This is a genomic window from Mesorhizobium sp. WSM4822, from assembly GCF_055811155.1.
The window spans coordinates 618,428-632,165 of the sequence record NZ_JBVVQM010000001.1 but is presented as its reverse complement, the minus strand read 5'-3'; the positions used below and the strand labels follow the sequence as shown (position 1 = coordinate 632,165).

Genomic DNA, 13,738 nt, shown 5'->3' with positions numbered 1-13,738 from the left:
CGCAACAAGAAGCAGCATGGCCAAGAGCGCGGGCTGGACGGCAATCGGATCAAGCCCGATCAATATCAGGAGCACGCCGCTGACCGATTGCCTAGGGATTGAACGCCACCGCCGCGCGTCCATGGCCCGGGACGACGAAGGAGCAGCAAGGAAATAAACCTGTGCAAGGGGCCGCTGGTGAGCTTCTTGGCGGTTGACACCGCCTTGTAATGCCAGGCGCTTATCACCACACTAGGATCAAGGGACCCGCTATCAAGAGAATGTGATGTCTCGTTCGAGCGACGATACCCCGGATCCGCATGTCGAGATGGCTGTGGATCAGGAGATTGCTTCCCTGCTGGCCGCCATAGAGCAGGAAAAAATTCCAGACCGCCTGACCAAGCTGGCGATCGAATTGCAGAACGCGCTCGTCGAGAAACGTCGGCGCGACGTGAAGAACTGACTATCTGCGGCCGTCGACCTCGACATCGAGCTGACCATCCGACAGCTGGTTTCGTCTTTCCATCAATGTCTGCAGCGAACTCTCCCCCAGGAATTCAAGGATGTTGGCGCGCGCACGGTTCAGGCGGCTTTTGACCGTCCCGACCGCGCAACCGCATATGTCGGCGGTTTCCTCGTAGCTCACTCCCAAAACGCCGATCAGCATCAGGACCTCGCGTTGGTGTTCAGGCAGCCTTTGAATGGCGCCGTGAACTTCCTTGCTCTGAACGGTCCATTCCTGGGTGGCTTCCGAAATTGGTCTCGAAGACGCGCAGTCGAGCAGGCCTGGCGACTCCCGGGCAGCGATCTTGACCCGGGTGTAATAAGTGTTGCGCATGATGGTGAAGAGCCACGACTTCATGCGCGTACCGGGTTCGAACTTGTCGATGTTGGCGAGACCCTTGGTCAGTGTCTCCTGCACGAGATCGTCAGCGTCGTCGGGGACGCGGCAGAAGGTGCGCGCAAATGCCCGCAGGGCAGGTATCAGGTCAACGATGGAAACTTCATTGGTTTCCTGGTCGGCCAAAAGGCAGCCTCCGGATGACAATGGTCCAGCTCCCAGAAGAAAGAGTGTGTGAACGCAGCCCCAGCTAAATGCATGGAAGTTTGGTTCGTTCCTCGTGCTGGAGACAACTCTTCATAAATTGTGCGCAGGCGGAGATATCTGTCATCCGATCGGCGCGCACCATCGCCGCAGCAGTCACGGCTCCTCCGACAGCGGTGTCTCCAGCGTCCATTTTTACGGGAACAAAGCCGCTCACCGGCAGTTTGATGGCTTGACCACTTCAACCTTCCGGTATCGATCGAGGACCTGTCATGGCCAAATCCGCTCGCCCCTCCGCTCGCCAATCGGCAAGTGGACTGGATCAGAATAGCGCGCGCGGAAATGGCGGCGAGTTGCACCAGGTCGCGGGGGACGAAACGCCTGCGCTCACGACGGCGCTCGGAACGCCTGTCTCCGACGACCAAAACACATTGCGGATCGGTGAGCGCGGACCATCGCTGATCGAAGACTTTCACTTTCGCGAGAAGATTTTCCACTTCGACCACGAACGCATCCCGGAAAGGGTCGTTCATGCCCGCGGCTATGGCGCGCATGGTTTTTTCGAGACCTACGAGTCACTTGCCAAATACACACGTGCCGACATTTTCCAGCGAGTTGGTGAAAAGACGCCGGCATTCGTTCGTTTCTCGACGGTTGCCGGCAACAAGGGCTCGTTCGATCTCGCCCGCGACGTGCGCGGCTTCGCGGTCAAGCTCTACACCAAGGAAGGCAATTGGGATCTGGTCGGCAACAACATCCCGGTCTTCTTCATCCAGGACGCCATCAAGTTTCCCGATCTGATCCACGCCGCCAAACAGGAGCCGGACCGTGCCTTCCCGCAGGCACAGACGGCGCACGACAATTTCTGGGACTTCATCAGCCTGATGCCGGAATCGATGCACATGGTGATGTGGATCATGTCGGATCGCGCGATCCCGCGTTCCTTCCGCTTCATGCAAGGCTTTGGTGTGCACACGTTCCGCCTCGTCAACGCGAGGGACGAATCCACCTTCGTCAAGTTCATCTGGAAACCGAAGCTCGGCATGCAATCGGTGGTCTGGAACGAGGCGGTCAAGATCAATGGCGCCGACCCCGACTTCCATCGCCGCGATCTGTGGGAGGCTATACAGGCCGGCAATTTCCCGGAATGGGAGTTGACGGTGCAACTGTTCGATCAGGCATTTGCCGACAGTTTTGACTTCGACATCCTGGACGCAACGAAGATCATTCCGGAGGAGATCCTCGAACCAATTCCGGTCGGTCGGCTGGTGCTCGACCGGATGCCGGACAATTTCTTCGCCGAGACCGAGCAGGTGGCGTTCATGACGCAGAATGTGCCGCCCGGAATCGATTTCTCCAACGATCCGCTACTGCAAGGCCGCAACTTCTCTTATCTCGATACCCAATTGAAACGGCTGGGCAGCCCGAACTTTACCCATCTGCCGATCAATGCGCCGAAGTGCCCGTTCGCCCATTTTCAACAGGACGGGCACATGGCCATGCGCAACCCGGCCGGTCGTGCCAATTATGAGCCGAACTCATGGGGACTGGGACCGCGCGAGGATCCGCAGCGTGGCTTCCGTTCTTTCGCCGATGCCGAAGAAGGGCAGAAAGTACGTCTGCGCGCGGAGAGCTTCGCCGATCACTACAGCCAGGCCCGGCAATTCTTCAACAGCCAGACACCACCGGAGCAGCGTCACATCGCGATGGCGCTGACATTTGAACTGAGCAAGGTCCAGGCGCCGGCGATCCGCGAGCGCATGGTTTCGCATTTGTTGAACATCGATGAAACGCTGGCGACCACGGTCGCCGACAAGCTCGGCATCCGTGACCTGCCCGAACCTGCCGAAGCCGCCGTTCCGCCGCGCGATGACTTGCCGCCGTCGCCGGCGCTCAGCATCATCCAAAATGGACCCAATAGTTTCGAAGGCCGCAAAGTCGGTGTCATGCTCAGCGATGGAGCCGATGTCGCGCTGTTCGAGGAACTTCGTTCCGCCATCGAAGCGGAAGGCGCGGTGATGGAGGTGGTTGCGCCCAAGGTGGGTGGCGTCGAAGCCGCCGACGGCACCCACATCGAGGCAAGGCACATGATCGACGGCGGTCCGTCCGTATTGTTCGACGCGGTGGTGCTGCTCCTCTCCGAGGCGGGCGCCGAGTTGCTGGTCAAGGAGGCCGCTGCGAAGGATTTCGTGTCTGATGCGTTTGCGCACTGCAAGTTCATCGGCTTCACCCCGGGGGCCGAGCCGCTCCTGGCCAAAGCAGGCGTCGCTCCCGATGCCGATGAGGGGCTGACGCGGCTGGATTCGGCAGCTTCGGTAACTGCATTTGTGCGGTCATGCCGGAAGCTGCGGCTCTGGGCGCGGGAGGCGGCTGTCAAGCTTTGATGCGATGACGTCAGCTGTTTTCCGCTGGCATGTCCGCAGGCTTTGGTTTGCCGCCAACCCAGTCCGCACCCCGATCTACGAGCGATCTTCCTTGCTGGACGCTTGCCGCTGCTTTTCCAGGACCTCATCGGTCCCGACCAGCTTCTTTGCTCCGCCTGAAATGGTCGTGGACACCACTGAGGGCGGATCGCTCGCCGGAAAGGAATCCTCCAATCCCGCCTGCAGTTGGTCCTCGAGCGTGCGTGGTTCTTCGGAACGGCCGGGCGTTCTGCGTGTGTCTATCTTCTCAAGCGGCTGTTTCCTCTCTGGCGAATCGTTGGCGTTCCGGACCAGGGCGTAAAGTTGCTCGATCGCGAATTCCTTGATCGTTTCGAAATCGGCGCGATCGTCCTCTGCCGCCTCGATCTGATCAACCATGGCTTTCTCGAAGCGGTCGAGGCTGTCGCCTCCGCAGGCATGGGAAAGGCGCAACAGGGCTTCGTTCAGCATCAACGGAGCAAAATGTGCTGAAGCTTCAAGCCTGAGTTGTCTTAGACGATCCGGAGTGGCGGCCTGCAACTTTGACATGGACAACCTCCTTTCTCCCACAAGCGTCTCAACGACATTTGACCGCCGATGTTCCACTGCGCCTGAACATCCTTCCCGCCCGGCGAGCTACAGGAACCAGCTTGCCACCAGTCCCGCCGACGCCGCAAAGATCGCCAGGGTCGTCACGCCGCCCAGGATGTTCGTGCTTATGCTGTTGACCTTGTCGCCTATGATCTTGCGATTGTTGGTCATGATCAGGATGAGAAGCAGCAGAGGTGGCGTTGAAAATCCTTGCACGACGCCCGACCAGACCAGGGCTTTCATAGGGTTGAAGCCGAAGAAATTGAGACCCACCGCCACCAGCGTTATGATCCCCATCACGATATAGAATTTGGGAGCCTGCCGAGGTTTGGCATGCAAGCTATTCTTCCATCCCATCGCCTGGGCGAAATCGAAAGCGGCGCCAGCGGTCATGATCGGCACGGCCAGAAAGCCGACGCCAATTACACCGGCCGCAAAGAGAATGCCGGCAGCGTCGCCGGCAAGCGGCCGCAGCGCTTCGGCCGCCTGTGCCGCTGTCTCGATCTGCGTCTGCCCGGCCTTGTAGAGCGTCGACCCTGTCGAAAGGATGATGAAGTACATGATCAGATTGGAAAACGTCATGCCGATCAGGATATCGCGGCGGGATCGGCGCAGCTCGCCCTCGGTGGCGCCTTTGCGCTCTTCGAGGCTCGTTCGACCCTTGGCGATCTCCTCCTCCACCTCCTGATTGGACTGCCATGTGTAAAGGTATGCGGAGAGCGTGGTCCCGATGATGGCGACGAGGATGGACAGGTATTCTCGGGTGAACTCGATTTTTGGCAACAGCGTGCCACGCAGGACAGAGGCGGCATCCGGTTTGGCAAGCACCGCGGAGACCACATAGGCAAGCAGAGCCAGAGCCAGCCACCGGAACACATTTCGGATCAATTTATACGATCCGAACACCTGCAGGGCAAAAATGACGATCGCGACGACAATGACGACCAAAGGAGCAGGCAGAGGAACGAACAGCACGATGGCCGCCGACATGGCGCCAAGATCGGCGGCTGCCTCGATCGTGTTGCCAATCAGCACGCCCACCAGCACGGACCATAGCAGCCAACGCGGATAAAAGTCCGATATGACCTTGAAAAGCCCGCGACCCGAAACCTGGCCAAGTTTGGATGAAAGGTAGACGACGAGATACATCATCGGCAGCGTGACAGGTGCCGTCCACAGCAGATCGGGTCCGAACCGCGCTCCGGCGCTCGCGTAGGTACCGATGGCCGAGCAGTCGTCATCGGCCGCACCGGTAATCAGACCAAGCCCGAGAGCCCGAACGACGCCGCCTTTTTTTTGCTCGCTTGCCCTTTGGCCCTCGTCAGGTGGCTTGTTCATTGAAGGCGCGTCTTTACCGAGGCCACGCAAGAAATCATGACGAACATTCCAATCGGACGGCGATGAAGCAGCCGTTTCAAGCTGCATTGAGATCGAGGCTCGAACCTCTGGTCAGGCTTTTTGTTCCTGGACCAGTCCCGGCCCGCGACGATGTTTCATCCGATGCGGGTTCTTTCGGCGGAGCCGGACATCCAAGCGAATGCTCCGCTCCACTGAAGAAGGGTGTCGGAGCCTGTCATTCAGGCGACTTGGCACAAAACTTTCCCCGAAAGAAAATCCCGCGGCGCCAAAGTCGAGTGTTCGGCCCAGCCCGTTCATCCGCTTGGTCAGCGGCTCGTACCGCCGCCGATCGCCATCCGTAAGCCGAGGCCGATGATGAGACAGCCGGCGAGCCGCTGCTGCCAAAGCCTTGCGCGAGGGTGCCGCATGACCCATGCCCCGGCCGCGCCCGATGCCAAGGCATAGGCTCCCAGCACCAGCACACCGGTTATCTTCTGTGTTGCGCCAAGCAGCACCAGCTGCAACGTGACGGAGCCCCTGTGCGGATCCACAAACTGCGGCAGGAACGCAACCATGAACATCAAAGGCCAGGGATTGCTCAGATTGGCGATCATTCCTTCCCGGGCGGCGGCGAGCGGCCGCAGGGCCTTGAGGTCACCTGTGGGAATGGTTGCCGAGGATGAAAGCAGCAGCCGGACACCCAGCCAGACGATGTAGGCCGCCCCGGCCCATCGAAGCAGATTGAACGCCAGGGGCGAGGCGTGGACAAGCGAGGACAGGCCGAATGCAATCAGCGGAAGCTGCACAAGTCCGGCGCTCAGCGTCATGCCGAGCACCGTGAACAGCGCCACGTCGCGCCCCTGTCCGATGCCGCGGGCCATCACCAGCATGCTGTCGGGACCTGGCGGCACCTGCATGAGAATGACGGTTCCGACAAAAGCTATCCACAATGAGGGATCGATGGGGCATCTCCGTTAGCGCTGCCGATGACATCAAAGCGGCCAGCCGTCATCCGGATTCCGCGGCAAATGAAAATGTCCCATCGCGAAGAACCAGGCATGAACCGTCAGATGGAACGCGGTGCCAGTCCTGGAAGTTGAAAAAAGCCGGAGCCGTTCCTGAACCGGTTTTGGAGGCCTACCCGTGCATGAACCGATAAACGCCTTCCCGCTCCCGCTGGACACGTCTCCGATGGAGGCCAGGCTTGCCGATGAAATCCCCCGGGATGGAAACCGCTGGCAGTACGAGCCCAAATGGGACGGGTTTCGCTGCCTGGCTTTCAAGAGCGACGACACCGTTGACCTGCGCGCCAAATCCGGCAAGCCGCTCGGCCGCTATTTTCCAGAAATCACGGACATTTTGCGTGACCTCAAGCGCGGGCATTTCGTCCTCGACGGCGAGATTGTCATTGAGGTTGACGGTGAGCTTTCCTTCGAGGCGCTGCAGATGCGCCTTCACCCGGCACAAAGCAGAATCCGCAAACTGAGTTCGCAGACGCCTGCCAGTCTGATCCTCTTCGACATGCTTGCCAGGCCGGGCGGCGAGGTCATCACGGGCAAGCCACTTGTGGAACGGCGGCGAGCGATCGAGGACTTCATGACCTCCTCGAACAGTCCAGATCTTCGCCTGTCGAAGTGCACTTATGATGCAGCCACGGCGGCTCGATGGCTACACGGCTCCGGCCATGCATCGACCGACGGCATCATGGCCAAAGTGCTTGATGAGCATTATCTGTGCGGGGAACGTGCGATGGTGAAGGTAAAGCCGAGGCGCACCGCCGATTGCGTTGTCGGCGGTTTCCGTTATCTCGCGGACAGTCGTGAGGTTGGCTCGCTGCTCCTCGGCCTCTACAATGACGACGGCAAGCTCGATCACGTCGGCTTCACGTCGACCATCGCCAGGACCGACAGAGGAGCGCTCACGCGCCGGCTGGAAGGGCTGCGGTCAGAGCCCGGATTCACCGGCAAGGCGCCCGGCGGCCCGAGCCGCTGGAGCACGGAGCGCAGCGGACAATGGGAACCCTTGGAACCTGAACTGGTGGTGGAGGTCCGCTTCGATCACGTTACCGGCAATCGGTTTCGCCACGGCACCAAACTGCTGCGCTGGCGCCCCGACAAGGCGCCACGGCAATGCACGTTTGAGCAGATCGAATAGACCGCTCCTGGAAGATCGCTTCCAGAAACCTGTCACGATTTATTGTGACGAAGGAACCAACTCGGGATTCACCGGTTCGGACACCATCCACCGGGGCTACCCAGACATGCCAAATGCAGCAGAAATTCTCATCGATACGCTCGTCGCCTGGGACGTGGAGGTGGTGTTCGGCTTGCCGGGAGACGGCATAAACGGCGTCATGGAAGCGTTGCGGACGCGGCGCGACAAGATTGCCTTCGTTCAGGTCCGGCATGAAGAGTCGGCTGCCTTCATGGCATGTGCGTATGCCAAGTGGACAGGAAAGCTGGGCGTGTGCCTTGCGACGTCCGGTCCCGGCGGAACACATCTTCTGACCGGCCTCTATGACGCCAAGCTCGACCAGGCTCCGGTGCTGGCGATTACGGGCATGCAGTTCCACGATCTGATCGAGACGTTCACGCAACAGGATGTCGATCTGACGCGCGTGTTCCACGATGTCTCCGTTTACAATGCACATGTCGCCGACGCCGCGCATATGGAAAACGTCGCCAGCCTTGCCTGCCGAACCGCGCTGGCGCGCAAGGGCGTCGCCCATCTTTCGATTGCCAGCGACATCCAGGAGCAGGAGAGCGATCCGTCGAAGCGCTCCAAGCGCAATCGCCCGGCGCACACGCCGCAGGATATGTTCGCCGGTCACAGCGTACCGCTGGAGGTTGAGCTCGACAAAGCCGCCGCCATTCTCAATGACGCTTCGCGGGTTGCGATCCTGGCCGGACGCGGCGCCATCGGCGCGGCCGCCGAACTCGAACACACGGCGCGACTGCTGCAGGCGCCTGTCGCGAAGGCCTTGCTGGGCAAGGCGGTGCTGCCGGACGACCATCCCTACACCACCGGCGGGATCGGCATTCTTGGAACCCTGGCTTCGCAAGAGGCGATGGAGAGCTGTGACGCGGTGCTGATTGTCGGTTCGACCTTTCCCTATATCGAATACTACCCGCAGCCCGGGCAGGCCCGTGGCGTCCAGATCGACTGCGATGCGCAGCGGATCGGCTTGCGCTTTCCGGTCGAGGCCGGCCTTGTCGGCGACGCGGCCGAGACATTGCGCGCGCTGAACCAACGTCTGACGCAGAAGCCCTCCGATGAGTTCCTGCACCGTTCCCAGGAGACCATGAGGAAATGGCGCGAGATGATGCGGCAGTCGGAAGACATGCAGGCGCAACCCTTGAAGCCACAGGCGATTGCCCGGGCGTTCGGACAACGGTTGGCCGACGACACGGTGCTGGCCACGGATTCCGGTCAGAACACGGAACTGGCCGCCCGCCATGTCGATCTTCGCAGCGGCCAGGCATTTGGGGTGTCCGGATCGCTGGCGTCGATGGCTTGCGGTCTCGCCTACGCCATCGCTGCCGGCATCGCGTTTCCCGGTCGCCCGATTGCCGCCATCGTCGGCGATGGCGGCTTTGCCATGCAGCTCGGCGAATTCTCGACGGCGGTGCGCTACAAGATCCCGCTGAAGGTTCTGGTGATCAAGAACAACATGCTCAATCAGATCGCCTGGGAGCAGATGATGTTTCTGGGGAATCCGCAATTCGGTTGCGAATTGCAGCCGATCGATTTTGCCATGGCGGCGGAAGCAATGGGCGCAAAGGGTTTTCGCATCGAGCGGGCCGATCAGATCGAGACGGTTCTCGACCAGGCTTTCGCCACGCAAGGCCCTGTCGTGATCGAAGCGCTGGTAGATGCGTATGAGCCGCTGATGCCGCCCAAAATGCCGGCAGATTACGCCAAGAACTTCCGCCAGGCCCTGCCGCGGACACCGGGACACGAACGCATAGAAGAAAATATCGCCCGGGAGCCGGCGAAATCGATGATGGACGCCTAGAGGCACGGAGGTGAGAACAGCGCCTCAGTGGCTTCAATCTGGATCTTTCCAGATGAACCGGAGCTCCGGTGCTCTTCCGGCTGACGGATGCGGATCATGAGCTTCGACGCGCTCTTTTCGACCTCGATCTGCTATGGCAACGGCGCCCCGCAAGCCGGTTGGACACTGGCGCTTCCCATCACATTGCCGCTCCTGGCAGTCGTGTCGCTCTACACAGCGGGCGCCAGCCGACTGTGGCGACGGAGCGGACGCGGACGCCGCTTGCGATCACGGCAGGCCTTCCAGTTTGCTGCCGGCTGGGCCGTCCTGGCGTTCGCCCTTGTAAGCCCGATCCATGCGTTGGGCGAACATGTGTTTGCGGCGCACATGATCGAGCATGAATTGCTGATGGCGGTCGCAGCGCCTCTGCTGGTTGCCTCCCGCCCGACAGCGGCGATGATGTGGGCACTGCCGGTACAGCTGCGCCAGATATTCGGAGCGGCCGGACATGCAAATACGCTTCGGGCGATCTGGGCGTTCATCAGCCGCCCTGTGGTCGCGACCGTCCTGCACGGAGCCGCGATATGGATCTGGCATGTCCCGGCGCTGTTCGAGGCTGCCCTCCAGCAGGGTTTCCTGCACTATGCCCAGCATGCGAGCTTGCTCGGTACCGGGCTTTTGTTCTGGTGGGTGCTGCTGCCTCGCCCTGGCCGCGAGCACGCTTGCGGCAATGCGGTGATGCATCTCTTCTTCACCTCGCTCCACACCGGGCTGCTCGGGGTTTTGCTCGTCGTCTCGCCAAAGCTGTGGTATCCGGCTAATGCCGTCGGCTCGGATCTGTGGGGGCTCAGCCCGCTCGAGGACCAGCAACTTGCAGGCTTGATCATGTGGATTCCCGCTGGCCTGATCTATGGCGGAGCCGCATTGCTCTCGGTCGCTTTCTGGATTCAAACGAGCAGCCGGCGGCATCAGGCTCCCCAGGAGTTGCGCATCGTCTAACCCGCACCGCTTCACGTCGGTTTTCACCGGGCGGTGTTGCCAAGCATCCTTTTTCAGCCAGCTGCGTTATGGCCTTGGCAACGATGGTGGATCCTTCATGGCGAGGTGCATGAGTCCGTTGGTCCGCTCTCGCAGGCGGACATGACCGCAAATGTCGCTTGCCTTTACATGTCCAACGCAAATCCTGACTGGCATTGTTACGGGAAAGGCTGCGCAACCGCGTTTGAGGTGGGTCAGCGCAGCGTCGATGTTGGTACTGGCAGGATGCGGCGATCGGCAATCGGCCCTCCATGCACACGGTGCGAACGCCCGGAGAATCCTTGATCTGATCTGCGGGCAGGAACGACAACCAGCAAGACAATCATGATTCTGGCGGCTCAATCACTTGCGGCGGGCGCCGCCGTGTTGATGCTTGGCCTGCTGCTTTTGCTGGCAAGACGCCTGCGCCGTGGGATGAGTTCAGCGCGCCTCATGTTCTTGCATAGAGATAGGCGGTAATGTCGCGCGCCTCTTGAGGCGACAGATTTGTATTGGGCATGGCCGTCTTCGGGTCAACGTCCCGCGCCCTGCTGATCCAGCGCATCATCGCATCCGGGGTGGCTCGCGACGCCCCGATATATCCTCTTTCGACGACGCCTTGCAGGGACGGACCGACGGTGCCATGGGCGCCGGGCACCCCCGGGATTTCGTGACATCCGCCACAGCCGTTGCGGATCATTGCCGGGACGGCCCGTTCAGGGTCGCCGCCGATGGCCTGCACAATGGTGGTTTGTCGCAGACTGTTGCTGCGAACCGATCCACTGGCAAAGGCGGCAAAACCGATGACGACAGCCGCCGATGCTCCTGCCAACCACAAGAATTGGGGCGACGCTTGCTTGGCGGCCTGCCGGTTCATCTGCGCTTGTCACTCTCTGCGCTCAATGCGCTGCCGGATTCTGGCCGCATGCCCTCGCCTGAAGCATAGTTGCTCACTGGTGGCCCGTGCCGACGTCCCCGACCAACACCCGATCATCCTCCCGGATCGGATCGGAGACAGCTCCAATCATCGCCATGAAAGTCATACCAACGGGCCGAACACGAATGTAGCCAGTAGGACAAGAAAAACCACAGCGATAACTGCGATCGCCCACATGACAATTCTTCTTGTCCCCCGTTGCGCTTGCTTGCGAGAGATATTTTCTGCCACAGTACGAAATCCTTGCTGCGAAATTCAGCTACGACAAGGCTCAGCGCCTGCATGGTCCTGCCGGACTGTTGGGCCGCGTCCTGGAATTGGCCACAGCCGGGGCTCACATGCCTACCAACCCTGCCGCCCGTACCAATCATCGACATCGCGCCGCACACGGTCCTTTTCGATGCCGTAACGCTCCTGGATTTTGCCTTCGAGTTGATCGCGCTTGCCGGCGATGCGGTCAAGGTCGTCATCCGTGAGTTTACCCCACTGCTCCTTGACCTTGCCTTTCACCTGTTTCCAGTTTCCTTCCACGCGGTTCCAGTCCATGACACCGTTCTCCTTCGGTTTGAAAACGTCTAACCTCGGAGAGCAAACGCAAATCAACGACGGATGTTCCTGGAACTCGACGCTCGTCTTGCTCTCACAGGCCGCGACCCATTCCTTTACGCTCAGCCTGCGCCATCAATTGAGGTCGTCCTGCTCGAAGGCGACGCCATGACTTCGACCCAAGACGCCTCCACACCTTCCGCAACAGTTCCGCCACCAAGCAGGCGCAAGCGCTTTTCATCCTGTCGCCGCCGTCCGTCTAGAGGCACTGTCATCTTAAGCCAGCGTAGTCTGTCTCTGAGGGTCAGTGCTTCCTGCACAAATCAATATGTTAGGGGCTGGACTGGAGTGGCGGCCTCATTTTGTAAAAATCCGGGAGTTGGCAGCTTTGCCAGCTAAGCAGCGACGCCACCTAAATAGGCGCTGATGACCGCTTCGTTGCTCGCAAGATCACTGCCTGGTCCCTCAAGCACAACGCGCCCAGCCTTGAGCACATAGCCATAGTCGGCGAATTTCAGGGCGACTTTGCTATTCTGCTCCACAAGCAGGATGGTCACGCCTTCACGATTGAGGCGCTGCACGATGTTCATGACTTCCTTGATCAGTTGCGGCGCCAGACCCATGGAAGGCTCGTCGAGCAACAGCACCTTGGGCGCGGCCATGAGGGCCCTGCCGATCGCCAGCATCTGCTGCTCGCCTCCCGAGAGGTTCCTTGCATCGCCATTCTGTCTGCGCGCCAGGATGGGGAAGAGCTCGAAAACATGATCCAGCCGCCGGCGGCGCTCGGCGTCGTCGGCAAGCGTGAAAGAGCCCAGGTCAAGGTTCTCCTTGATCGTCATGTCGCCGAAAATACGCCTTCCCTCCGGGACGTGGACGAGCCCGCGATGCGGCAGGCGATGGGCAGGGACTTTGGTTATGTCCTCGCCCTGGAAGCGGACACATCCGGAGGATGCGACAACAAGGCCGGACAGCGTGCGCAGGGTGGTGCTCTTGCCCGCACCATTCGCGCCAAGCAGGGCGACGATCTGGCCGCGCTTGACCGAAAGGCTGACACCATGAAGGGCTTCGATGCCGTCATAGCGCGCGACGATGCGGTCCGCGGAAAGAACGATTTCGGCGTCCATCATTCCTCCGTACCGAGATAGGCTTCGATGACCCTGGGGTCTGTTCGCACGGCCTCCGGCGGTCCGTCGGCGATCTTCTGCCCATAGTCGAACACCACGATCTTCTCCGACACCTGCATGACCAGGCCCATATCGTGCTCGATCAGCAGGACGGTGACGCCGGTTTCGTCACGGACGCGGCGGATCAGGTGCACAAGGTCCAGCTTCTCGCGCTCGTTCAGGCCGGCGGCGGGCTCGTCCAGCAGGATGATCTCGGGCGCCGACGCCAGGGCTCTTGCGAGTTCGAGCCGCCGTTGATCGCCATAAGAGAGACCGCCGGCGCGGCGATGCGCATGCTGCTCGATACCGACAAAATCGAGCCAGCGCATGCCAGCCGCGCGGATCGCCTCCTCCTCGCGCCGCTGTGCCGGCAAGTGCAGGATCGCCGACATGATGCCGTGGCGGCTGCGGCAATGCTGGCCGGACATGGCGTTTTCCAGAACGGTCATTTCCTTGAACAGCCGGATGTTCTGGAATGTGCGGGCGAGGCCGAGCGCGGTGATGCGATGCGGCGGCAAGCCGGTGATTGGCCGGCCGCCCAGACTGATCGAGCCGCCCTTCGGCTTGTAGAAGCCGGTCAGGCAATTGAAGAGTGATGTCTTGCCGGCCCCGTTCGGCCCGATAAGACTGTTGATGGCGCCTTTCTCAACTGAGAACGAAATGTCGTGAAGGACTTTCAGTCCTCCGAAACTGAGGCGCAGATCGCGGACTTCCAGCAGCGCCATG

13 protein-coding genes are annotated in these 13,738 nt (G+C 60.6%); 5 read left to right on the top strand and 8 right to left on the bottom strand.

Annotated features, from left to right (window positions below; translation table 11 throughout):
• Positions 1–265: 265 nt before the first annotated feature.
• The gene (locus tag AC0L3E_RS03130) at positions 266–442 is read left to right on the top strand and encodes a hypothetical protein (RefSeq protein WP_127270589.1); all 177 of its coding nucleotides are present in this window, start codon (positions 266–268) and stop codon (positions 440–442) included.
• Here AC0L3E_RS03130 and AC0L3E_RS03125 read toward each other — a convergent pair whose 3' ends face one another.
• The gene (locus AC0L3E_RS03125) at positions 443–1,006 is read right to left on the bottom strand and encodes a sigma-70 family RNA polymerase sigma factor (protein WP_127326434.1); all 564 of its coding nucleotides are present in this window, start codon (positions 1,004–1,006) and stop codon (positions 443–445) included.
• Between the two features lie 290 nt (positions 1,007–1,296).
• Here AC0L3E_RS03125 and katE point away from each other — a divergent pair, with 290 nt between their 5' ends.
• Positions 1,297–3,408: a catalase gene (gene katE / locus AC0L3E_RS03120; RefSeq protein ID WP_473604189.1), complete on the top strand. Its 2,112-nt coding sequence runs from the start codon at positions 1,297–1,299 to the stop codon at positions 3,406–3,408.
• A gap of 75 nt (positions 3,409–3,483) precedes the next feature.
• On the opposite strand, the gene AC0L3E_RS03115 is transcribed toward katE, so the two are convergent.
• The 3 genes from AC0L3E_RS03115 to AC0L3E_RS03105 all read right to left on the bottom strand — a co-directional run bounded on the left by AC0L3E_RS03115 (position 3,484) and on the right by AC0L3E_RS03105 (position 6,272).
• Positions 3,484–3,975: a hypothetical protein gene (locus AC0L3E_RS03115; RefSeq protein ID WP_127270596.1), complete on the bottom strand. Its 492-nt coding sequence runs from the start codon at positions 3,973–3,975 to the stop codon at positions 3,484–3,486.
• An 87-nt stretch (positions 3,976–4,062) separates the two neighbouring features.
• Positions 4,063–5,355, bottom strand: coding sequence for an Nramp family divalent metal transporter (locus AC0L3E_RS03110; RefSeq protein ID WP_473604188.1), 1,293 nt, complete (start codon positions 5,353–5,355; stop codon positions 4,063–4,065).
• 326 nt (positions 5,356–5,681) lie between these two features.
• Complete coding sequence (locus AC0L3E_RS03105) at positions 5,682–6,272, bottom strand: LysE family translocator (RefSeq protein ID WP_128306980.1); 591 nt, start codon at positions 6,270–6,272, stop codon at positions 5,682–5,684.
• Between the two features lie 226 nt (positions 6,273–6,498).
• Here AC0L3E_RS03105 and AC0L3E_RS03100 point away from each other — a divergent pair, with 226 nt between their 5' ends.
• The 3 genes from AC0L3E_RS03100 (at position 6,499) to AC0L3E_RS03090 (ending at position 10,348) form a co-directional block, all read left to right on the top strand.
• A complete protein-coding gene (locus AC0L3E_RS03100; RefSeq protein ID WP_128306981.1) occupies positions 6,499–7,509 on the top strand; it encodes an ATP-dependent DNA ligase in 1,011 nt (336 codons plus the stop codon).
• Positions 7,510–7,615: 106 nt separating this feature from the next.
• Positions 7,616–9,370: a thiamine pyrophosphate-dependent enzyme gene (locus AC0L3E_RS03095; protein ID WP_128306982.1), complete on the top strand. Its 1,755-nt coding sequence runs from the start codon at positions 7,616–7,618 to the stop codon at positions 9,368–9,370.
• 96 nt (positions 9,371–9,466) lie between these two features.
• On the top strand, positions 9,467–10,348 hold the full coding sequence (locus AC0L3E_RS03090) for a cytochrome c oxidase assembly protein (RefSeq protein WP_128306983.1): 882 nt from the start codon (positions 9,467–9,469) through the stop codon (positions 10,346–10,348).
• A 469-nt stretch (positions 10,349–10,817) separates the two neighbouring features.
• On the opposite strand, the gene AC0L3E_RS03085 is transcribed toward AC0L3E_RS03090, so the two are convergent.
• The 4 genes from AC0L3E_RS03085 to AC0L3E_RS03070 form a co-directional block, all read right to left on the bottom strand.
• The gene (locus tag AC0L3E_RS03085; RefSeq protein WP_473604186.1) at positions 10,818–11,243 is read right to left on the bottom strand and encodes a c-type cytochrome; all 426 of its coding nucleotides are present in this window, start codon (positions 11,241–11,243) and stop codon (positions 10,818–10,820) included.
• A gap of 402 nt (positions 11,244–11,645) precedes the next feature.
• Positions 11,646–11,849 (bottom strand): CsbD family protein, encoded by a 204-nt coding sequence (locus tag AC0L3E_RS03080; RefSeq protein WP_013533227.1) that lies wholly within the window; start codon positions 11,847–11,849, stop codon positions 11,646–11,648.
• Positions 11,850–12,244: 395 nt separating this feature from the next.
• Positions 12,245–12,973, bottom strand: a complete 729-nt coding sequence (locus AC0L3E_RS03075; protein ID WP_473604185.1) for an ABC transporter ATP-binding protein — start codon at positions 12,971–12,973, stop codon at positions 12,245–12,247.
• Complete coding sequence (locus tag AC0L3E_RS03070; protein WP_473604184.1) at positions 12,973–13,737, bottom strand: ABC transporter ATP-binding protein; 765 nt, start codon at positions 13,735–13,737, stop codon at positions 12,973–12,975. The genes AC0L3E_RS03075 and AC0L3E_RS03070 overlap by 1 nt, the downstream gene beginning before the upstream one ends.
• Position 13,738: the final 1 nt, after the last annotated feature.

Bases quoted from the DNA above. Each gene is read 5' to 3' on its own strand.
- AC0L3E_RS03080 (WP_013533227.1), bottom strand. From the start codon at position 11,849: ATGGACTGGAACCGCGTGGAAGGAAACTGGAAACAGGTGAAAGGCAAG.
- AC0L3E_RS03090 (WP_128306983.1), top strand. From the start codon at position 9,467: ATGAGCTTCGACGCGCTCTTTTCGACCTCGATCTGCTATGGCAACGGC.
- AC0L3E_RS03070 (WP_473604184.1), bottom strand. From the start codon at position 13,737: ATGGCGCTGCTGGAAGTCCGCGATCTGCGCCTCAGTTTCGGAGGACTG.
- katE (WP_473604189.1), top strand. From the start codon at position 1,297: ATGGCCAAATCCGCTCGCCCCTCCGCTCGCCAATCGGCAAGTGGACTG.
- AC0L3E_RS03130 (WP_127270589.1), top strand. From the start codon at position 266: ATGTCTCGTTCGAGCGACGATACCCCGGATCCGCATGTCGAGATGGCT.
- AC0L3E_RS03105 (WP_128306980.1), bottom strand. From the start codon at position 6,272: ATGCAGGTGCCGCCAGGTCCCGACAGCATGCTGGTGATGGCCCGCGGC.
- AC0L3E_RS03110 (WP_473604188.1), bottom strand. From the start codon at position 5,355: ATGAACAAGCCACCTGACGAGGGCCAAAGGGCAAGCGAGCAAAAAAAA.
- AC0L3E_RS03095 (WP_128306982.1), top strand. From the start codon at position 7,616: ATGCCAAATGCAGCAGAAATTCTCATCGATACGCTCGTCGCCTGGGAC.
- AC0L3E_RS03075 (WP_473604185.1), bottom strand. From the start codon at position 12,973: ATGGACGCCGAAATCGTTCTTTCCGCGGACCGCATCGTCGCGCGCTAT.
- AC0L3E_RS03085 (WP_473604186.1), bottom strand. From the start codon at position 11,243: ATGAACCGGCAGGCCGCCAAGCAAGCGTCGCCCCAATTCTTGTGGTTG.
- AC0L3E_RS03115 (WP_127270596.1), bottom strand. From the start codon at position 3,975: ATGTCAAAGTTGCAGGCCGCCACTCCGGATCGTCTAAGACAACTCAGG.